Source organism: Candidatus Andeanibacterium sp., assembly GCF_057143545.1.
On sequence record NZ_DBNHSF010000152.1, the window covers coordinates 1 to 19,668 of the forward strand.

The following is a 19,668-nucleotide window of genomic DNA, read 5'->3' on the forward strand; positions in this document are numbered from 1 at the left end:
TCCGCAAGCGATGTTTCCGCCGGGTTCGCCGCCGGTCGAGATCACCGAGGGCGGGTTCGGCGGCGGGCCACCCGCGCCCTATCTCCAGCCTGCACCCTGGCGGCAGATCGCTGCCGATGATGTCGTCGGCGTCTGGCTCGGTTTCGGCGTCGGGTTGCACAAGCAGTATTTCTTCATCCGCAGGGATGGCGACGAGTTGTGGGGCCTTGCCTGCGGGCGGTGCGACAATCCCTACACTTTCGGCGCGCTGACCAATTTCGCAATCGAGGGCGACACGCTCACATTCGATATCGAGCACGAGGATTGGGGCGAGGGCAGCACGCTGCCGTTCGCGCGCCATGTCACCGCGCGGATAACGATGAACGAGATGCGGATCGATGCGCGGCGCGACGACGTGCCGGGCGGCGCACCGATCGTCGCCTCGCTGGTCGGCCCGATCGCGATCGAAGCGACCAGGGGGAACGTGGTGGGCGACTAGGTCGCGAGCACCGCTTTCACCCGTTCCGGCGTGAACGGGAAGGTCCGCATCCGTTTCCCGGTGGCGTCGAAAAAGGCATTGGCGATTGCCGCCGCCGCTGCCGCCATCACTTCCTCGCCTGCGCCCGATGACGGCTGGTCGATCCGCTGGACCACGATCGGGGTGATCATTGGGCAATCGGAGAAGCGCGCGATCGGATAGCTATTCCAGTCGAGACTGGTGACGCGGGTCCGGTCGAACATCACTTCCTCATGCAGCAAGCGGCTGACGGTCTGGACCAGCTGGCCGGTGATCTGCGCTTCGACGATGTTCGGGTTGACCGCGCATCCGGCATCGAGCGCCCCCCACAGATGGGTGACGCGGACCGCGCCGCTTGCCTTGTCGACTTCGATCTCGGCGACCGCGCCGCCCCATCCGGCAAGGTGGGTGCCGAGCCCGACCCCGCGCCCGCGTACCACAGCGCCTTCCGTCCCGTTCCGAACTGGCCGCTCGCCCCAGCGGCTCGCCTTGGCAGCGACGTCGAGCACGCCCTGCCAGCGCTCGTCGGCAATGTTGCGCCTGCGGAATGCGACCGGGTCGATGCCGAGCTTGAAGGCAAGATCGTCCACTGCCTGTTCGGAGATGAAAGCGAAGCTCAGGTCGAGCGGCGAGCGCAGCCACGCGCCGCGGAAATACGGCGCCCCGGGCAGCGCGTGATCTGCCAGCTTGAGGTTGGCGATCTTGTACATCCCGCCGCACACCGCCGGATTGACGCTTCGCGAAGGCCCCATCGGCCAGTCGCGTGCCGCGGTGCCCTTCGCCAACTGGTCGTTGCCCTCGGTGAATGCCCAGCTGTGCTGCCAGCCTTCATACTGATAGCCGGTAATCTCCCCGGTCTCGTCGGCCGAGATCGCGACCTTGCCGATATGGGCGGGGCCGAACGTGTCCCAGCCATGCTCGTCATGCCGGTCATATTGCAGGCGAACCGGAGCGCCGAGCCTTTGCGAAATCAGCGCCGCGCCCATGGCGGCATCGTCATACAGGCTGTGGCCATAGGTCCCGGCGCTTTCCTGGTACTGGACCGTGATCCTGTCGCGCTCGAAGCCGAGGAAGGTCGCCAGTGATCCGCGCAGCGCATAGATGTCCTGGCTCGGGGCGTAGACCTTGGCCTCGCCGCCGCGGACATCGGCGACCGCGCAATTGGGGGCCATCGGGGCGTGCGCCTGGTATGGCGTTTCGGCCTCGAAATCGACCCGATGGCCTGAAGTGGCGAGGACGCTGGGCGCATCGCCGCGTTCGCTGACGATCCGGTCTTCCGCGACATGCGCGCGCATATGGTCGTAAAGCGCGGCCTGTTGGGGCAGGCTTTCGCGAATTTCCCATTCGGCCTTGAGCTGGCGGGCGGCCTTGACCGCATGCCATTCCTTTTCCGCGGCCACCGCGAGGAAATCGTTCTCGCGCACGATCTGAACACCGGGAATGGCTGCAATCGAGCTTTCGTCGACGCTCACCAGCTTCGGCGGCGAGCCATAGGCGCCCTGCCCGCGCGGGCGGATGATCCGCGCGTGGAGCATGCCGGGCAGGCGGATGTGCTGGACATAGGCGTGGGTGCCCATGACCTTCTCGGCAAGGTCCCTGCGCGCTGCCGGTTGTCCGACAATGCGATAGGCGCCGGGCGGCTTGGGCTGGGCATTTCCGGTAAAGGCGACCTCGAAGAGCTCGTCGCCGACCAGTTCGCCATAAGTGACCGAGCGCGGCCCGGCGAAGACCACGCCGCGTTCGACCCGCAGCAGATCGATCGGCGCGCCGAGCCGGTCGGAGGCGCGCTTGAGCAATTCGAGCCGCGCCTCGGCGGCGGCCCGCTGCACCTGCGGACGGCCCCTGGCGATGGCGGAAGAGGAATAGGTCCCGCCCTGGTTGGGCGTGACCTCGGTCTCATGGGCAATAGTCCGGACCTGGTCCATGCCAAGGTCGAGTTCCTCCGCCGCGACCTGCGGCAGCGAGGTGGTGCAGCCCTGGCCCAGTTCGACATAGCCGATCAGCACGGTCGCGGTGTTGTCGGAATGGATCGCGATCCAGCTGTCGATCTGCTGCAAATCGGGCCCCTGCGGCGGCCCGAACTGGCCCCAGGCGGCGTCGCGCAGGCTGAAGCCTATCACCAGCGCCCCGCCGGCCTTGATCAGCCCGCGGCGCGAGAGACGCGTGAGGGTCGAGGCGTCGCTCATGCCGCGCCTCCCATTGACTTGGCAGCCTGTTGGATCGCCGCGACGATTCGCGGATAGGTGCCGCAGCGGCACAGATGGCCATCCATATGCGCGACGATCTCGGCTTCGCTCGGCGTTGGATTCTGCGCCAGCAATTCGGCGGCTTTCACCGCAATCCCGCCATAGCAATAGCCGCATTGCGGCGCCTGCAGTTCGATCAGCGCTGCCTGCACCGGGTGCGGCGCAGGATCGGACGGGTCGCCGCCGCTCGCGCTGGCATGCCATCGTGACAGGCCTTCGAGCGTGGTGACCTCGGCATTGCGAACCGCCGACACGGGATAGACGCAGGAGCGGGTTTCCCTGCCGTCGACCAGCACCGAGCAGGCGCCGCATTGGGCAAGCCCGCAGCCGAATTTGGGACCCTTCAGGTCCAGATCGTTCATCAGGACATAGAGCAGCGGCGTATCGCTGTCGGCTTCGACATTGTGGGTCTCGCCGTTGACCTTGAGGGTGAAGGTTTCCGCCATTGCCTACTCCGCGGCTTCCGCTGCCAGTTCGTGCGGGTCGAAGCTGCGCCAGTCCCCATCATTGGCATAGGCGAACGAGACCGCGCGAATTTGCGACCATTCTATGTCGTCGCCGACGAAGGACAACTCGCCCGTGTCGCGATGGCGCTTGACCGCATCGAGCAGCAATTGCCGCGCGCGATAGATCACCCGGTCGCAGGTCCCGAGATATTCCTCGCTGCGGTCGACGATCGGGCCCATCGATTCCTGTACCGCGAAATCCTCATAGGCGTTGCCGCGCCCGGTGATGCCGCTCCAATGGCCGGCCTTCATCGCCTCACGATCCTGTTGCCAGTTGTTTTCAGGCCCGCCCATGTCGGCGTTGAAATGATCGGCATCGCCCGAAGTCAGGCCGAAGCTGGTCAAGATGTCGAATTCGAGCGGAGCCTGCGTGTCATAGGCGATGTACCACTGCGCGGTGGTGACATCGTCGATCGGGATCGAGCAGCACACGATCCGCGAGCCGGTCGGCGCGGAAGGGATGAAGGAAAAGAACGGCAGGGCGACTTCGCGCACCCGGGCATAAAGCCGGTCCTTGCCTTCCTGCCTTATCGCGCCTTCGCGAAAACCATAGGGGCGTTCGTCGAATTCGAACACCGGCGCCCCGTCATTGAGCATGTAATCGGATTCCTCGCCGAAAACCGCGCGACCGAGCGTGCTGTCGAGATTGGCCGAATGGAGGAAGGTGACATGGGCGGAATCGAGCAGCGCCTCGAGGCCCTGCAGCCAGTTGGTGCGGATGATCCCGCGGGTCGGCTGGATGTGGCTGTCGGGCAGCTGCGTGAATTCGTAATCGGGGAAGGGCGGGGGCGCCTCCTTCCTGCCCATATAGACCCACACGATCCCGCCCGCTTCGTGGGTCGGGTGGGTGCGCACCGGAACGCTTTCGGCGAATGTGGCGCGCTGGCTGGCAGGTTCGGTCGGGGCATCGACGCATTTGCCCTCGACGCTGAATTTCCAGCCATGGAAGATGCATCTGAGGCCGTTCGCCTCATTGCGGGCGAGCGCCATGCTGGCGCAGCGATGCGGGCAGGCTTCCTGCATGAAACCGGTGCGTCCGTCGGTGACCCTGAAGGCGACGAAATTCTCGCCGAACAGGCGGACACGGAACGGCGCGCCGTCGGCCTCGATCGACGCGCTGCGGCATGCCGGGACCCAATATTCGCGCAACATGTCGCCCATCGGCGTGCCGGGCCCGATCCGGGTCAGGAGTTCATTGTCGGCCCGGTTCATTGCTGTGCGCTCATCATCGACTCGGCTCCTCTCCAACCAGGCTATTCTGCGGCAGGCCAGCCCCTCGGGTAAAGCGGGTCTTCGTAATCGTCGGGTGCGGCCGGGTCCTGCGCTTCCACTTCGGTCATCGATCGGGGCAGCGCGAACGGCAATCTGCCGCGCGGTTCGTACCTGCCCAGCACGACGGCCAGGACCGCCTCGTCGCTCGCGCCGAAATTGGCGAGGATCACATTGGCCTTGTCCTGGACATTGGCGAGCACCGCCGGTCGGTCGAGGAAGATCGAGAAGATCACCGGGACAGTGGCGCTGGCCCGTTTGAGCGCTTCGAAGGCCGGATCGCCGTTGCGGAAATCGAGGCGCCCTTCCTTGTAGCGGCTGCCGAAGAAATGGTGCGGGTGGAGCATTTCCGACGGCGCTTCGGTCCGGATGATCGCGAAATCGGCTTCGGCCGGGTCGTCGACCACTTCAAGCCCCTCGGCTTCGGCGGCGGCATGGTCCACCCCGAACAGCCAGACCTTCCGGCGACCGGGTGCGAGCGGAAGCAGGCCGTTCTTGCCCTGCAGAAAGACCTGGGACTCCGCCTGGGTCCGGAAGGCAAGGGCCTCGTCTTCCGGCCTGCGCACGAGATCGGGAGCTTCGGCGGCATCGACATAGGGATTTTCGAACAGGCCAAGCTGGAACTTCGGCACCAGGATGCGCCTTACCGCCTCGTCGATTCGCACGGGCGATATTTCCCCCGCCTCGATGGCCTCGAGCAGCGGTGCGACATCGTCCACACCGCCGAACTGGTCGATCCCGGCTTGGATCCCCTTCGCGTAGCGCTGCCGCACGGTGAGGTCTTCGACGCCCCACGAGGTCGCGATATCGGGCGGGGCCTGGGGCGCTGCCGCCGTCGGCTCGCGGCAGCCGGGGGTGCAGTCCCTGGTGATCGCCCAATCGGACAGGATGAACCCGGCAAAGCCCAATTCCTCGCGCAAGAGGCCGGTGAGCAATTGCCGGTTGAAGCCGGGGCCGACCGGTTCGAGCGGTTCGCCGTCCAGTTCGACGTCTTCGAGGATCGGATAGGCCGGCATGATCCCGGCAACCCGCGAATCAAGGGCTCCCTTGAAGGCTTCGACATGGGACGGGAAATATTTGCCCGGCCGGGCGAAGCGGCCATAGTAATTGTGCGCATCGAAGCCTTCGGGCTGCGCGCCATAGCCGACCCAGTGCTTGGCGACCGCAATCACGCCGTCGGGCCGGAGCCCGGCAGCGCCGCCCTGGAAGGCCGCGACATAGGCGCCGCCCAGCCTGCTGACGAGCTCGGCATCGGAACCGAATGTGCCCGAAATGCGCCCCCAGCGCGGCTCGGTCGCGAGGTCAAGCTGGGGCGAAAGCGCCATGTGGATGCCTAGCGCGCGATATTCCTTGCGCGCGATCAACCCGAAGCGGCGTATCAGATCGGCGTCGCCCAGCGCGGCGAAGCCGAGCAGTTCGGGCCACTGGGTTGTGCCGTTGGCACTGGCGCTGGCGCCCAGCACATATTGGAAATGGTGCCTCGGATCGCTGCTGATGGTCAGCGGAATCCCGAGCCGGGTGGCTTCGGCCAGCTCCTGCGCTGAATTATTGTTTCCCGCGACGCCCGATGGTTCGATCGCCAGCCGCGTGATGAAACTTGTGATGTGCCTGTCGGCGAGCACCTGGCCGAGCGCGTCGAGATCGTAGCCGGTTGGATTGCCGTAATCCTGGCCGAGCCCGGGAATATTGCCGTGCAGCAGCGTTCCGGCCTTCTCGGCATCGGTCATTCGTGCGGCGAGGTCCGCGGCGCGGGTTTCGGGCGAAAGCCGCCAGTCTTCATAAGGGGTCAGTTCGCCATTGCCGTCGAGGTCGCGGAATTTGAGGCCGTCCGTCTCGATGATCGGCTTGCTGCGCGCGCCCAGTTCGGGTTGCGCGGGAAGCTTCGTGCAGGCCGCGAGCGCCGCCCCCAGCGCGAGGAGCAGCAGCCCGGCGCTGCGCGGCATGCCTATTCCGCTTCCCCGGCCGCGCCGGGCGTGAGCTTGAGTAGCGCGCCGTCGCGTTCGTCGGTCAGGAGATAGATCGCCCCGTCAGGGCCGACCTTCACATCGCGGAAGCGCTGGCCGAGATCGCCCAGCATTTCCTCCATCGCGGTGACATGGCCGCTGAACACTTCCAGCCGCACCAGCTTGCGGCTCATGGTCGGCATGAACAGATCGCCTTTCCAGCCCGGGAACAGCTCGCCGCGATAGACCGCGACATTGCCGGGATTGATCGAGGGCGGGCCGAAGGCGAAAATCGGGTCGGTCATGCTGGCGACGCCCCTGATGCCCTTCGCCTCCTCGCCATTATAGTGATGGCCCTGGGTAACGTTGATCCAGCCGTAATTGGCGCCGCGGGCGATGATATTGAGCTCGTCGCCGCCGCGCGGGCCGAATTCGCTCGACCACAGGACCCCGGTTTCGGGATCGAAGGCAAGACCGAGCGGGTTGCGATGGCCGAGCGACCAGATTTCGGGCTTCCAGCCAGGCCAGCCGACGAACGGGTTGTCGTCCGGCGCGGTACCATCGTCGTTCAATCGCAGCGTCTTGCCGAAATGGTTCGACGGGTCCTGCACCATCTCGCCGTAATTGCGGTCGCCGCTGGTGACGAACAGATAGCCATGCTGGTCGAAAGCGATCCGCCCCCCATAGCTGCCGAAGGCCGGCCCTTGTCCGCAGCATCTCGGCGGCAGCGGCATGTCGCCATACCAGGCATCGGCGACGAAAATGTCCTCGACCTCGGTCAGCTGGTGCCCGCCGTCCCATCTGGCGCGCATCACCGCGAGGACCGAGCGCGAGCGTGGCCAGGCGGCGGGCTCGGCGTCGGGGCTGGGTTTGCTATAGCTGAGATAGATCAGCCGGTTGTTCGCGAAATCGGGATGGAGCGCGATATCCATCAGCCCGCCGAGGCCCGAGACGAACATGTCGGGCAGGCCGGCAATCGGCTGGGGATCGAGCACGCCGTTACGGATGATCCGCAAGCGGCCGGTGCGCTCGGTCACCAGCATCCCGCCATCGGGCAGGAAAGCGAGCGACCAGGGCGTTTCGAGCTCGCGCGAGACGACCTCGACATGCAGCTTCGTCATTTCGGTTTCGAAATCCCACGGCCCTTCGCCCAGCGGCGTCCCGCGGAAGGGGAAGGTCGGGGCTTCGTCGCCATCGGCTGGCGGCGGTGGGGCATCCTGCGCCAGGGCGAAGTGCGAAACCGAAAGCGCTGCCGCGAGCGACGCCAGTTTGAGCCAGTGCATGTTGGTAGTTTCTCCCTGAACGGAGCGCGACCGCTCCTTGATTTTGTCCGTTCCGGCAATTGTGCAGAGCGCGCGTACTTGCGCAAGGGCAAACCCGCGCCGGAATCCATTTCTGTCATCCGGTTTTGCTTGCCCGCCCGCGCCCCTGCGCTACGATGTAATGGGAAGTAAAGGTGAGGGTTGAGTCATGGAATTTGTCCTGATCGCATTGTTGTTCCTGGTGATCGTTTTCCTGCTGATGGCGGTGCGGGTGGTTAAACAGGGATATGTCTACACGATCGAGCGCTTCGGCAAATATACGAAGGCCGCGGATCCGGGGCTTCATCTCATTACACCCTTCTTCGACCGGGTCGGGCAGAAAGTGAATATGATGGAGCAGGTGCTCGATATTCCGGGCCAGGAAATTATCACCAAGGACAATGCCATGGTCGGCGTCGATGCGGTGGTGTTTTTCCAGGTGCTCGACGCCGGAAAAGCCGCCTATGAGGTCTCCAATCTCTACGCTGCGATCATGGCGCTAACCACCACCAATCTGAGGACCGTGATGGGCTCGATGGATCTCGACGAGACCCTCTCCCGGCGCGACGAAATCAATGCCCGCCTGCTCTCGGTGGTCGATCACGCGACTTCGCCCTGGGGAGTCAAGATCACCCGGGTCGAGATCAAGGATATCCGCCCGCCGCTCGACATTTCGGAAGCGATGGCCCGGCAGATGAAAGCCGAGCGCTTGAAGCGCGCCGAAATCCTCGAGGCCGAAGGCGACCGCGCGTCGCAGATCCTGCGCGCCGAGGGCAAGAAGCAATCGGCGATCCTCGAGGCCGAGGGCAAGCGCGAATCCGCGTTCCGCGATGCGGAGGCGCGCGAACGCTCGGCTGAGGCCGAAGCCCGCGCGACGCAGATGGTGTCGGATGCGATTGCTTCTTCGGGTAGCCAGGCGATCAACTACTTCATCGCCCAGGAATATACCAAGGCGGTCGCCAAGTTTGCCGATTCCCCGAATGCCAAGACGATCCTGTTCCCGGTCGAGGCAACCCAGCTGATCGGTACTTTGGGTGGGATCGGAGAACTCGCTCGCGAAGTAATGGGCGACCGGAAGGGCGATGTCACCACTTCACTGCCGCCGCGATCGAGCGTGCCGCAGACGGAGCGTAAATAGGATGGACTGGCTCGGCGGCATCGATGCGCACTGGATCTGGCTTGCACTGGGCCTAGTCCTGGCTGGAATGGAGATCCTGATCCCGGGGGTCTACCTGATCTGGCTCGCGGTCGCGGCGTTCGTCACCGGCCTGCTTACTTTGGCCTTCGATATCAGCCTGCCGTTCCAGGTTATCGATTTCGTGTTCATTTCGCTGATCGCCGCCTATTCGGCGCATCGCTTCCTGAAGGAAAGGCCGATCGAGAGCTCCGATCCGCTGATGAACCAGCGGGGCGCCCGGCTGGTCGGCCAGATCGCCCGCGTGACCGAAGCCATCGAACACGGGCAGGGAAGGATCCACCATGGCGACAGCGACTGGATTGCGCGCGGACCCGATGTCGACGAGGGCGACCGGGTGCGGATCGTGGGGACTGACGGGGCGATCCTGCTGGTCGAGCCGCTCAAGGCGTTGCCGGACGGCGGTTCCGGGGGCGAGCTGTCATCCGACAGTGGCGGAGATGGTGCCGGCGATTAACGCCTGACCGCGCCCACCTTCGTGCCGAAGCGGCCATGCTTGCGGTAGCGGGTCATCCATTTGTCGAGGAACAGGTCGAGCGGCTTGGGCGAAACCCCGAGGTCCCTGGTGCCGGGAAGCCTGGCCGAAGCGGTATTGCCGGATTTGAGCATCGCCCACTGGTCGCTGCTCATCGGCGTTAGCGGCAGGGCCGCAAAGATCGCCGAGATCGCGTCGGGCACTTCGATGAAGCGCCTTTCGCGCTGCTGGGCGGCGGCGATCTTGCGATTGATCTCGCCCATCGTCAGCACTTCGGGCCCGGCAATCTCATAGGTCTTGCCGCCATGCGAGCTGGGATCGGCGAGCGCATTGGCCACGCAGGCCGCCGCATCGTCGACCCAAAGCGGCTGCATGGGCGCGTCGGGCCCGAAAATCGGCAGCACCGGCATGGTCGCGATCAAACCCGCGAACATGTTGATGAAATTGTCGTCCTCGCCGAACAGCACCGAGGGCCGCAGGATCGTCGCCTTGGGGAAGGCCCGCTTGACGGCCTGTTCGCCCGCCCCCTTGCTGCTGGCATAATGGCTGTCGGACCCGGGATCCGCTCCGATCGCCGACACCAGCACGAAACTCTGCGCACCTTCCGCCTTGGCCGCTTCGGCTGCCTGGCCCGCGCTCGTGCCGTGCAGCCGGTCGAGATCGCCTTTGAACGCGCCCACCAGGTAGGCGGCGGCATCGGCTCCCGCCATGACTGCCTTGAGGCTCTCGGGCTTGGTCACATCGCAGCGCGCGAACTGAAGCTGGCCGAGATTGGCCAGCGGCTTGAGCGTGAAGGCGCTCTCCGGATTGCGGCAGGCGATCCTCAGCCTGGCGCCGCGGGCGAGCAGATCCTGCGCGACATGCCTTCCGAGGAAGCCGCTGCCTCCAACAAGGACCACCAGTTTTCCATCGAGCGGATTGTCAGTCGCCATTGCCTATTCGCTTGATCCTGAATCGGAAAGAATCGCCGCCTGCCCATGCCGCAAGCAGTCCGCGCCCGCAAGCGCTGCGCCGTGGCAGAGAGGGCCGCGCTGTCAGCGGAATTTTATGTAACAGGATTGCCGAAACGCGAATCAAGGCTTGGCATGGCCGACTTCGAGCCGTTACCAAGGGCGCAAGCCTGAATCGTCGCTCTAGTCCGCGACGCAGGAATCAGGGAAACCGGGAGAGGGGCTTCATGAAAACATCGATCTTGCGCGCTTTGGCATTTGGCGCATTGGCACTTTCCGCGACGCTGGCCGGCCCGGCGAGCGCCCAGGTGGCCGGCGTGCCGCTGGAGCAGGAACCCAACACCTGCCTGCGCGCTTGCCTCGAGGCCGCGGTCGAGACCTATGTCCAGGCAATGGTGGACGGCGATGCTGCCAACGCGATCTTCGCGTCTCATGTCCGCTTCACCGAGAACGGCGTCCAGATGCCCTTCGGCAATGAGGGCCTGTGGGCAACCGCTTCAGGCGTCGAGGGCTATCGCCTGATCGTGCCGGACGTGGTGACCGGCAATGTCGCCGCGTTGCTGACGGTGAAGGAACAGGGCCGGACATCGGCTACCGGTGCCGAGCTTCCGGCCGATCCGGTCGGCATTTCCTTGCGCCTGCGGGTCGATCGCAGCGGCAAGATCAGCGAAGTCGAGCAGATTGTCGCGCGTCCCGATCGCCCGCTCGGTCCGGCGCCGACACCGGCACCCGGCGCATGGCCTCCCACCGGCCAGGCGGTCGAGGCCCTGGGCAGCCCGTGGCCGGGCTATCTCGAAGCCGTTCCGGAGGCCGAGCGCCACACGCGCGCCGAACTGGTCGAAATGGCGAATGCCTATTTCGAAGCGGTCGAGCGCAACACCGGCAAGGACTATTACCCCTTCACCGACGATTGCCTGCGGATCGAGAACGGCATGACCGTGGTCAGCCCGCCGGACCCGAGCGCTCCCAACCGCCAGACCTGCAAGCGCCAGCTCGAAACCTCGCTGATCGGCGTCGTCACCGGCATTCGCGACCGCCGGATCGTCGCGGTCGATATCGAGCGCGGGGTGGTGTTCGCCTTCGCCTTCTTCGATCACCGCAACATCAACTGGACCTGGCAGCTCGGCGAGCTGTTCAAGGTCGACAAGGGCAATATCAGCCGGATCGAGGCGATCTTCATCCGCGGGCCCTACGGCATCTGTTCGGGCTGGAGCACCTATGAACAGTGCCGCAGCGAAGAGCCCGTGGATGTGCGCTGAGTTGAAATTGGGAGAACACCGGACATGATCAGGAACATATTGCTGGGCGGCGTCGCAATCGCCGCCATTTCCGCCGCGGCTCCGGCCACCGCCCAGAACGCGCCGCCGCCGAGTCCCTATGTCCAGCGGGTCGATCACCCGACCTGCACGCGCGACGAGCTCAAACAGCTGACTGCCGCCTATGTCGAGGCGCAAAGGAGCGGCAGCCTAGCCGGCCTGCCGCTGCACGAAAAGGCCGAATACCTCGAGAACATGCAGACGATCGAACAGGCCGACGGGCTATGGAACACGGCGCTGCCGATCGCCCACGCGATGAGCTTCCACGACGACACGCGCTGCAAGACCTTTACCGAGATCATCGTCACCGATGGCCCCAAGCCCTATGTCCTGGGCACGCGGCTCTACGTCCATGACGGCAAGATCATCCGGGTCGACAGCCTGGTGACCGAGCCCGGCCACTGGCTGTTCAACGCCAATGCCTATCTCAAATATACGAGGCAGGAGGACTGGGGGCCGCTGCACAAGTACCAGCGCACCGATCCCGCCGAGATGATCCGCGGCGCCAATGCCTATCTCGACGGGTTTTCGGACAAGTTTACCGACATTCCCTGGGGTACGCCCTGCGCCCGGCTCGAAGGCGGGGCCTATACCAATCGCCAGGGCAGCCCGACCGCCAGCTGCGAGGTCGGCATGCCGCCGGGCGTGCTCTACATCACCCATCGCGATTACCTGGTCGACGTGGAAACGGGCGTGATCAACGTGTTCTGCCGGTTCGGCGGCAATGCCACCTCGCCGGATTCGCACACCTTCCGCTACATCGACGGCAAGTTCCGCCTGATCCACACGTTGACGCCGATTCCCGGTCCGCAGGCCAGCGACGATGGCGGCATGGTGGCCGGCGCGGCCGACCCGAACGCCTGACGCGTAGAGCGAGTTTGACTATCGGCACCCCGCCGGGCGACTGGCGGGGTGTCTCTTTGTGTCGCAGCGACGAAAAAATCGCTCAGGCGTGCGCCGCGTGGATGATCTCGGTATCCCATTCGAGCGTGCCGAGATCGTCGCGGCTGAACAGGCGGATCGCAGCGTAATCGCGCGCTTCGACCTTCCTGACGAAATCGGGGTCGCCGATCAGCGCCCGGCCGACCGCGACCAGATCGAATTCGCCCGCAGCGATCCGAGCCTCGAGGTCCTCGATCGCTTCGGTCACGCGCGGCTTGGCATCGCGCCCTTCGATGAAGGTCGTCATCACGTCGGTGTCGAGCCCGACGCTGCCGACCGTGATCACCGGCAGGCCGCTGCTGGCCTTGGTCCAGCCGGCGAGGTTGCGATGGTCGTGGTCCCATTCGGAGTCCCAGAAGCGCCGGGTCGAAGCATGCAGCACATCGACCCCGGCGTCTTTCATGATCCGGGTGAATGTCTCCAGTTCGCCGGGCGTAGCGGCGACGCGGGCATCGTAATCGACTTCCTTCCATTGCGAGAACCGCAACGAGATGAGGAAATCGGGCCCGCAGGCCGCACGGATCGCGGCGACGATTTCGGCCGGGAAGCGGGCCCGCTGGGTGATATCCGGCCCGCCATAGCCGTCGGTCCGCCGGTTGATCGCGGCCCACAGGAACTGGTCGAGGAAATAGCCGTGCGCGGCGTGGACCTCGACCCCTGCCGCGCCCGCATCCTGCGCGACAAGCGCCGAACGGACATAGGCATCGACCAGTTCGGCGATCTCGCCCAGCGTCGCGGCGCGGCCGTTGGACCGGTTCGGCTGGACCAGGCCCGAAGGGCTGATCGAGAGCCCGTCATCCTTGCGCACCGCGCCTTCGTGCCATAGCTGGATCAGCATGTGGCCGCCGGCTTCGTTCACCTGTTCGACGCAGCGCGCCCAGGCGTCGCGGCTTCCGGCATTGATCCACGCCGAGGCCGGCTGGCGGGTCGCGGTCGGGTGGTCGATCGCGGCGCTCTCGCCGACGATCAGCGGCACGCCACCTTCGGCCCGCCGCCGGTAATATTGCGCCAACGCCTCGGTCGGCCTGCCGTTCTCGCACATGCCGCGCTGCATGGCCGGCATCACGAAGCGGTTGGCAAGGTCGAGCTGCCCCAGCCGATAGCGCGAGAACAGCGGCGAACTGGCAGTCATGAGCGGGCTTTCCTCATCCTGTGCGGGCCGCCATAAGAGCAGCCATGGCGCTCGATTACAAAGCTTATGTCGAACTGTTCAATACCGGCGACGATGCCGCGCTGGTGGAACGCTTCTTTGCCGATGATTGCGCCATGCTCAGCGCCAGCGGCGAGAGGCGCGGCAAGCAGGGCCTGAGCGAATTCCTTGCCTGGGCGCATGACGGGGTACGCGAAGTCATCCGCCCGCAAGCGGTGCTGTCCGAAGGCGACTTGACCTTCGCCGAAGTCGACATGGATTTCCATGCGACGAAAGCGCGGCCCGAATTCCCGTTCGGCCCGATGTTCCCCGGCGATTTGCTGACGGTGAAATTCTTCGCGCTCTATCGCTCGAACGCGGACGGCAAGGTGGTCGAGCTCAAGACCTCGGCCTGGCCACCCGAACAGGGGGTGACCAAACTGCCCCGGCTCGGCGCCCACCCCAGCCAGGTGGCCGCCTTCCATGCCTATGCCGCGGCCTTTTCCAACGGCGATTGCGAGCGCTTTCCCGAATTCTACACCGAAGATGTGATGCTGACCCTGTCTTCGGTGGGCGAGATCAAGGGGCGACAGGGGATTGTCGATTTCTACCGGCCGATGTTCGAGCGCGTGCGCGAGAGCGTGACGGTCGAGAATTTCAGCGCCAGCGACGAGACAATCGCGATCGACGCGATCAGCCGCTTTACCGCCACCAGCGACGCGCCCGATTTCGTGGTCGCCCCGCTGAAACGCGGCGAATTCGTCGAAGTGCCGGTGCATGTCGAATACAGCCTGCGCGACGGGCTGATCTGCCGGATCGATGTGACCCGCAATGGCGAGCGCGGACCGGTTCGATCACCGGCAAATGGATCGGCCGGCGGATGAGCAGCAAGCGCGAGCTCATTGCCGAGGCGCTGCTCGAAGGCAGCGATGTGCGCGAGCGGCTGCTGGCTTCGGGCGCTTCGGAGAAGGTTGCCGACTACGAACTCGAACGTGCCCGCAAGGATCCGCTGTTCGACGCGGCGATGCGCCTCGGGCGGCAATTGGCCAAGCGCGACTGGACCCTGCAGATACATGGCAAGCTGGCCGCATTGCGTCCGGGTGGGCTGACGGTTCCGACTGTTTCCCAGATCGATCCGGAACGGTTCTTCGCCGACTTCTATGGCGCCAATCTTCCGGTGATCGTGACCGGGCTCGTCGATCACTGGCCCGCGCTGACCAAATGGACGCTCGATTATCTCGACGATGTGGTCGGCGACGCGGTGGTCGAAGTGCAGGCCGCGCGCAATTCAGCCAGCGATTACGAATTGGCCAAGGATCGCCACAAACGGACGGTTCGGATGCGCGACCTGACCGCGGCGATCCGGTCGCAGGAGCAATCGAACGATTTCTACCTCACCGCCTATAACGGCACGGTCAACAACGAGGCGCTGGCGAAGCTGTGGGACGATCTTGCGCCGGTCTCGCTGCTCGTACCCGGAGCCGGCCGCGACGGTTTTTTCTGGCTCGGGCCCAAGGGTACACTGACCCCGTTCCACCACGACCTTACCAACAATTTGCTGGTGCAGGTGCTCGGGCGCAAGCGGGTCCACCTGGTTCCCTCATGGGAAGTCGGAAGGATGAAGAACATGCTGCACTGCTTCAGCCTTCGCCAGCCCGGCGACTGGGACGCCGACGACCCTTCGCTGCCGACGCGGCTGAGCTGCACCATCGGACCGGGCGATGCGCTGTTCCTGCCAGTCGGCTGGTGGCACCATGTCGAGGCGCTCGACCCCTCGATTTCGATGAGCTTCACCAATTTCGCCGCCGAAAACGATTTCTACAGCGATTATCCGACCGATACGCGGTTCTGATCCCGCGCACTGAATCGCAGGTGCTAACTTGCCATTCACCATGTCAGGCCTACATTGGCGGGCAGAAAGGCAGTTGACGCACATGAACGGTGATAACGACCCGCACGGAAACGGCGATCAAGGCAACGGACCCGGCGGAAATCCCTGGCTCAAGAGCCTGCTCGTATGGGGCGGGATCTTCCTTGCCCTGTTGCTGGTCGTGTCGATGTTCTCCGATCCCGGAACTCCGCAGGGTGCGCCAATGGGCTATTCCGAATTCCGCGAAAAGGTCATGGAGGGCGGGGTCGCGGAAGTGCAGATCGCGCCCGACCGGATCGTCGGCCGCCTCGAGAATGGCGATACTTTCACCACCATTCCGGTCGGCAGCGATTCCGGCCTGACCACGCTGCTGGACGAGAATGGCGTCGAATATTCCGGCGTTGAGCCACAGCAGCAAAGCATGCTTCTTTTGGTCCTGATCAACGCCCTGCCGTTCCTGTTGATTCTCGGCATTGCCTTCTTCGCGCTGCGCCAGGTCCAGAAGGGCGGTGGCGGGGGAGCGATGGGCTTCGGCAAGTCGAAGGCCAAGTTGCTTACCGAACGTCAGGGCAGAGTGACATTCGAGGATGTCGCGGGGATCGACGAGGCCCGCGAGGAACTCGAGGAAATCGTCGAATTCCTGCGCGATCCGCAGCGCTTCTCGAAGCTTGGCGGACAGATTCCCAAGGGCGCATTGCTGGTCGGCTCACCCGGCACCGGCAAGACCCTGCTGGCGCGCGCGATTGCCGGCGAAGCGGGCGTGCCGTTCTTCACCATTTCCGGCTCGGATTTCGTCGAGATGTTTGTCGGCGTCGGCGCCAGCCGCGTGCGCGACATGTTCGAACAGGCGAAGAAGAACGCGCCCTGCATCGTCTTCATCGACGAGATCGACGCTGTCGGCCGCCATCGCGGCCATGGCCTCGGCAATTCGAACGACGAGCGCGAGCAGACGCTCAACCAGCTGCTCGTCGAAATGGACGGCTTCGAAGCCAATGAAGGCATTATCATCATCGCCGCGACCAACCGCCCCGACGTGCTCGACCCGGCGCTGCTGCGCCCGGGCCGGTTCGACCGCCAGGTGGTCGTGCCGATTCCCGACATCGACGGGCGCGAAAAGATCCTCGGCGTCCACATGAAGAAGGTGCCGCTGGCGCCCGACGTCAATCCGCGCACGATCGCGCGCGGCACGCCCGGATTCTCCGGCGCGGACCTCGCCAATCTCGTCAACGAGGCGGCGCTGCTCGCCGCGCGGCGCAACAAGCGCCTGGTCGCGATGCAGGAATTCGAGGACGCCAAGGACAAGGTCATGATGGGCGCCGAGCGCCGCAGCATGGTGATGACCGAGGACGAGAAGAAGATGACCGCCTATCACGAGGCGGGCCATGCGATCGTCTCGATCCACGAGCCGGCATCGGACCCGATCCACAAGGCGACGATCATCCCGCGCGGGCGTGCGCTGGGCATGGTGATGCGCCTGCCCGAACGCGACAATTACTCATACCACCGCGACAAGATGCACGCGAACCTGTCGGTCTCGATGGGCGGCCGCGTGGCCGAGGAGCTGGTCTTCGGGCACGACAAGGTGTCGTCGGGCGCGTCGTCCGACATCCATTACGCCACCGACCTCGCACGCAACATGGTCACCAAATGGGGAATGTCGGACAAGCTCGGCCCGCTGCAATACGAAGCGCAGCAGGAAGGCTATCTCGGCATGTACGGCACCCAACGCACGATGATGTCGGATGAGACCAACAAGCTGATCGATGCCGAAATCCGTGCGCTGGTCGAAGGGGCCCATGCCAAGGCGACCCAGCTGCTGACCAAGCATCGCGACCAGCTCGAATTGCTCGCACAGGCGTTGCTCGAATACGAGACCCTGACCGGCGAGGAGATCAAGCAATTGCTCGCGGACGGCAAGATCGACCGGCCCGACCAGCCGAGCGCGCCCGCCGCGCGGCCGGTGAGCGGCAGTGCGGTGCCCAAGGCTGGGAAGAAATTCGGCGGGTCCGGAGACGCGGCACCGCAGGGTGCGTAACGCCTGGAGCGCAAGCGACTTTGATTGCATCAAAGTCGACGCTCCAGGACCTTGTCTTGCCGCGATTTCCGAGTCGCCAGATGATTCCATCTGGCTCGAAATCGCTCTAGCCAAGCAGCCCGATCACCAGCAACGCCTGGACGAACAGGCCGAGGATGATGGGAATGAACACCATCAGCGCCGCGAGCCGCCACAATGCGGAGCGTCGGCGCAGCTCATAGGCGCCGCGCAACTGCTTGTAGATATGGACCGGCGGGACCAGCAGGCCCGCAAGCAACAGCAGGAAGCCGGGGATGAAGGTCCAGCTCAGGATCCACAGGGCAACATAGAACAGCGTCACGAAGCAGAGCGAATAGGTGACGAACACCGCATGGTCGTAAACCCCGAAGCGCCGCTTCCAGGCGAACAGCAACCATACAAACGGGACCGAGAGCGGAACCAGCAACCACGAAAATTTGTAGCTGTTGGCCTTGAGTTTGTAGAGCAACAGCGATGGGTTCTCGGCCGCATGCTCGAGTCCGCCATCGAGCCATGCCCAGCCGGTCTTGTCGATCGTGACGCGGCCGCCGCCCTTGCCGTCGTCGCCGATCGCGATGGTTCCTGCCGCATCGGTGGTCGTCGCGAGCTCGCCTGGTTCGTTCGGTCCGGGATCGACGATGCCCGAAAGCTGGAACACCGCGAACATCAGGAAGACGGAGAACAGGAACAGCGCCATCGGCGAGACGTAACGCGCGCGATGGCCCTCGATGTAGTCGCGGGTCAGCCTGCCCGGACGAAGGGCGATCATGGGCAAGGTACGCCAGACCTTGCCGTCGAGATGGAGCACGCCATGGGCAAGATCATGCAGGAACCCGCCGAGGGTCCGGTGGAGATGGGCGGCCTGGCCGCATTGCCGGCAATACGGCCCTTCAAGCGGCGTTCCGCAATTGAGGCAGTCCTGCTCCGCGAAATGGCCGCGATCGGCCGGTGCCTCACCGTGCTCCGGCTCGACCGACCGTGCGACGGCCGCACCTGCGACAACGGACCCGATGGCTTCCGGCACGTCGCTCATAAGCCCCCCTATTACTTGAAACTAGCGAAGAAGGCGAAAAGACGAAACCTGGATTTCGGGCATCCCTCTACCGGGCCTTGCGAGCGACGACGATAAATGTCGGGAAGACCGGCAGCGCCAGTCTGGCCAAACCAGCGGGGATCGCCGTCAATATGCCGCCGACAGCTCCGGAGAATTCATTCTTGGCCGCGAACTCAAAGGCCGCGACAGAACGATCCATGACCGAGTCGAAATGCCTCGCGAGCTTTCTCAGCAGCGAGCCATGGCTGAACGGATGGCAATCGTAGTTCGGCTTGCCTCGAACGCGCCGGACCAGAATGTCGGCCAACCCCCTCGGCAGCGCGCCAAGCAGCGGAATGCGGTAATGTGGTTCGATCAGTGCATATTTGTTCGGCACTGACAAATACAGCGTTCCTCCAGGCCGCAGGATGCGATTGATTTCGGCGAGGATGCGGTCCTGTTGCGAACTGTCGCCGACATGTTCGATTACGTGGTTAAAGATCACGATGTCGAAGCGGTCATCCGGAAAAGGCAGGGCATCGTCCGCGATTTCCAGACATGCGATATCGGCTGGCACAAACGTAGCCGGATCGCGATCTGCCGCGACTACGCGTGCGCCAGCTGCGGAGAAATATTCTGCCAACAACCCTGAACCCGAACCAAGGTCCAGCAGTTCGCGGCCCCTGATGAATTCAGGTCCTCCCAGCAGGAACTCGATCTTGCGCGCCTTAGATCGGCGCAATCGTGGATTGCTGTCAGCGTGTCCGCGTGGTGCCGGACGGTTGCCCCACCGTGGCGGGGCAGGCGGATCACTCAACCGTCGTAATCCGCGCCGATCGAGGTCGAGCGTGCGGGAGCGGAAGCGGTGATCCGCAGCGCTTCGGCCGATTGGCTCAGCGAACCGATCTCGTCGGCTTCGTCCTCGTCGTCCGGCAGCACGCGCT

Annotated in this window: 17 protein-coding genes and 1 pseudogene; 8 read left to right on the top strand and 10 right to left on the bottom strand. The window is 64.6% G+C overall.

Features of this window, described 5'->3' with window-relative positions:
* Nucleotides 1-478, top strand: a 478-nt coding sequence (locus AC16XC_RS08775; protein ID WP_484034273.1) for a hypothetical protein, incomplete at its 5' end; no start/stop codon positions are given.
* Here AC16XC_RS08775 and AC16XC_RS08780 read toward each other — a convergent pair.
* From AC16XC_RS08780 to AC16XC_RS08800, 5 genes are read right to left on the bottom strand one after another with little or no spacing between them, the layout of a single operon-like run.
* Entirely contained in the window at nt 475-2,682 is a 2,208-nt protein-coding gene (locus AC16XC_RS08780; protein WP_484034274.1) for a xanthine dehydrogenase family protein molybdopterin-binding subunit, read from the bottom strand. The two genes, AC16XC_RS08775 and AC16XC_RS08780, sit on opposite strands and share 4 nt — an antisense overlap.
* Nucleotides 2,679-3,188: a (2Fe-2S)-binding protein gene (locus AC16XC_RS08785; RefSeq protein WP_484034275.1), complete on the bottom strand. Its 510-nt coding sequence runs from the start codon at nt 3,186-3,188 to the stop codon at nt 2,679-2,681. The genes AC16XC_RS08780 and AC16XC_RS08785 overlap by 4 nt, the downstream gene beginning before the upstream one ends.
* A gap of 3 nt (nt 3,189-3,191) precedes the next feature.
* Nucleotides 3,192-4,460, bottom strand: a complete 1,269-nt coding sequence (locus tag AC16XC_RS08790) for a Rieske 2Fe-2S domain-containing protein (RefSeq protein ID WP_484034276.1) — start codon at nt 4,458-4,460, stop codon at nt 3,192-3,194.
* A 41-nt stretch (nt 4,461-4,501) separates the two neighbouring features.
* Nucleotides 4,502-6,460: a glycoside hydrolase family 3 protein gene (locus tag AC16XC_RS08795; protein WP_484034277.1), complete on the bottom strand. Its 1,959-nt coding sequence runs from the start codon at nt 6,458-6,460 to the stop codon at nt 4,502-4,504.
* A 2-nt stretch (nt 6,461-6,462) separates the two neighbouring features.
* A complete protein-coding gene (locus tag AC16XC_RS08800; protein WP_484034278.1) occupies nt 6,463-7,743 on the bottom strand; it encodes a PQQ-dependent sugar dehydrogenase in 1,281 nt (426 codons plus the stop codon).
* 187 nt (nt 7,744-7,930) lie between these two features.
* On the opposite strand from AC16XC_RS08800, the gene AC16XC_RS08805 reads away from it, so the two are divergent.
* Nucleotides 7,931-8,899, top strand: a complete 969-nt coding sequence (locus AC16XC_RS08805; protein WP_484034279.1) for an SPFH domain-containing protein — start codon at nt 7,931-7,933, stop codon at nt 8,897-8,899.
* Nucleotide 8,900: 1 nt separating this feature from the next.
* Entirely contained in the window at nt 8,901-9,413 is a 513-nt protein-coding gene (locus AC16XC_RS08810; RefSeq protein ID WP_484034280.1) for an NfeD family protein, read from the top strand.
* Here the strand turns inward: AC16XC_RS08810 and AC16XC_RS08815 are convergent.
* Nucleotides 9,410-10,363: an SDR family NAD(P)-dependent oxidoreductase gene (locus AC16XC_RS08815; protein WP_484034281.1), complete on the bottom strand. Its 954-nt coding sequence runs from the start codon at nt 10,361-10,363 to the stop codon at nt 9,410-9,412. The genes AC16XC_RS08810 and AC16XC_RS08815 overlap by 4 nt on opposite strands.
* A 245-nt stretch (nt 10,364-10,608) precedes the next feature.
* On the opposite strand from AC16XC_RS08815, the gene AC16XC_RS08820 reads away from it, so the two are divergent.
* Nucleotides 10,609-11,640 (top strand): DUF8021 domain-containing protein, encoded by a 1,032-nt coding sequence (locus tag AC16XC_RS08820; RefSeq protein WP_484034282.1) that lies wholly within the window; start codon nt 10,609-10,611, stop codon nt 11,638-11,640.
* Nucleotides 11,641-11,664: 24 nt separating this feature from the next.
* A complete protein-coding gene (locus tag AC16XC_RS08825) occupies nt 11,665-12,561 on the top strand; it encodes a DUF8021 domain-containing protein (RefSeq protein WP_484034283.1) in 897 nt (298 codons plus the stop codon).
* A gap of 82 nt (nt 12,562-12,643) precedes the next feature.
* Here the strand turns inward: AC16XC_RS08825 and AC16XC_RS08830 are convergent, their stop codons facing one another.
* Entirely contained in the window at nt 12,644-13,771 is a 1,128-nt protein-coding gene (locus AC16XC_RS08830; RefSeq protein WP_484034284.1) for an oxidoreductase, read from the bottom strand.
* Between the two features lie 44 nt (nt 13,772-13,815).
* On the opposite strand from AC16XC_RS08830, the gene AC16XC_RS08835 reads away from it, so the two are divergent.
* The 3 genes from AC16XC_RS08835 (at nt 13,816) to ftsH (ending at nt 17,673) form a co-directional block, all read left to right on the top strand.
* Entirely contained in the window at nt 13,816-14,652 is an 837-nt protein-coding gene (locus tag AC16XC_RS08835; protein WP_484034285.1) for a nuclear transport factor 2 family protein, read from the top strand.
* Nucleotides 14,649-15,620, top strand: coding sequence for a cupin-like domain-containing protein (locus AC16XC_RS08840; protein WP_484034286.1), 972 nt, complete (start codon nt 14,649-14,651; stop codon nt 15,618-15,620). Before AC16XC_RS08835 ends, AC16XC_RS08840 begins: the two co-directional genes overlap by 4 nt.
* Nucleotides 15,621-15,702: 82 nt before the next feature.
* Entirely contained in the window at nt 15,703-17,673 is a 1,971-nt protein-coding gene (gene ftsH / locus AC16XC_RS08845) for an ATP-dependent zinc metalloprotease FtsH (RefSeq protein ID WP_484034287.1), read from the top strand.
* Between the two features lie 106 nt (nt 17,674-17,779).
* Here ftsH and AC16XC_RS08850 read toward each other — a convergent pair whose 3' ends face one another.
* The 3 genes and pseudogenes from AC16XC_RS08850 to AC16XC_RS08860 form a co-directional block, all read right to left on the bottom strand.
* Nucleotides 17,780-18,724, bottom strand: coding sequence for a DUF3667 domain-containing protein (locus tag AC16XC_RS08850; protein WP_484034288.1), 945 nt, complete (start codon nt 18,722-18,724; stop codon nt 17,780-17,782).
* 67 nt (nt 18,725-18,791) lie between these two features.
* Nucleotides 18,792-19,466, bottom strand: coding sequence for a class I SAM-dependent methyltransferase (locus tag AC16XC_RS08855; protein WP_484034289.1), 675 nt, complete (start codon nt 19,464-19,466; stop codon nt 18,792-18,794).
* A gap of 71 nt (nt 19,467-19,537) precedes the next feature.
* Nucleotides 19,538-19,668, bottom strand: a pseudogene (locus tag AC16XC_RS08860) (DNA-directed RNA polymerase subunit omega); the annotation flags it as partial.

What these genes read in the sequence shown, in the direction of transcription:
- AC16XC_RS08805 (WP_484034279.1), top strand. Translation starts at nt 7,931, where the DNA reads ATGGAATTTGTCCTGATCGCATTGTTGTTCCTGGTGATCGTTTTCCTG.
- AC16XC_RS08835 (WP_484034285.1), top strand. Translation starts at nt 13,816, where the DNA reads ATGGCGCTCGATTACAAAGCTTATGTCGAACTGTTCAATACCGGCGAC.
- AC16XC_RS08830 (WP_484034284.1), bottom strand. Translation starts at nt 13,771, where the DNA reads ATGACTGCCAGTTCGCCGCTGTTCTCGCGCTATCGGCTGGGGCAGCTC.
- AC16XC_RS08795 (WP_484034277.1), bottom strand. Translation starts at nt 6,460, where the DNA reads ATGCCGCGCAGCGCCGGGCTGCTGCTCCTCGCGCTGGGGGCGGCGCTC.
- AC16XC_RS08820 (WP_484034282.1), top strand. Translation starts at nt 10,609, where the DNA reads ATGAAAACATCGATCTTGCGCGCTTTGGCATTTGGCGCATTGGCACTT.
- AC16XC_RS08780 (WP_484034274.1), bottom strand. Translation starts at nt 2,682, where the DNA reads ATGAGCGACGCCTCGACCCTCACGCGTCTCTCGCGCCGCGGGCTGATC.
- AC16XC_RS08815 (WP_484034281.1), bottom strand. Translation starts at nt 10,363, where the DNA reads ATGGCGACTGACAATCCGCTCGATGGAAAACTGGTGGTCCTTGTTGGA.
- AC16XC_RS08850 (WP_484034288.1), bottom strand. Translation starts at nt 18,724, where the DNA reads ATGAGCGACGTGCCGGAAGCCATCGGGTCCGTTGTCGCAGGTGCGGCC.
- AC16XC_RS08825 (WP_484034283.1), top strand. Translation starts at nt 11,665, where the DNA reads ATGATCAGGAACATATTGCTGGGCGGCGTCGCAATCGCCGCCATTTCC.
- AC16XC_RS08840 (WP_484034286.1), top strand. Translation starts at nt 14,649, where the DNA reads ATGAGCAGCAAGCGCGAGCTCATTGCCGAGGCGCTGCTCGAAGGCAGC.
- ftsH (WP_484034287.1), top strand. Translation starts at nt 15,703, where the DNA reads ATGAACGGTGATAACGACCCGCACGGAAACGGCGATCAAGGCAACGGA.
- AC16XC_RS08785 (WP_484034275.1), bottom strand. Translation starts at nt 3,188, where the DNA reads ATGGCGGAAACCTTCACCCTCAAGGTCAACGGCGAGACCCACAATGTC.
- AC16XC_RS08810 (WP_484034280.1), top strand. Translation starts at nt 8,901, where the DNA reads ATGGACTGGCTCGGCGGCATCGATGCGCACTGGATCTGGCTTGCACTG.
- AC16XC_RS08800 (WP_484034278.1), bottom strand. Translation starts at nt 7,743, where the DNA reads ATGCACTGGCTCAAACTGGCGTCGCTCGCGGCAGCGCTTTCGGTTTCG.
- AC16XC_RS08790 (WP_484034276.1), bottom strand. Translation starts at nt 4,460, where the DNA reads ATGAACCGGGCCGACAATGAACTCCTGACCCGGATCGGGCCCGGCACG.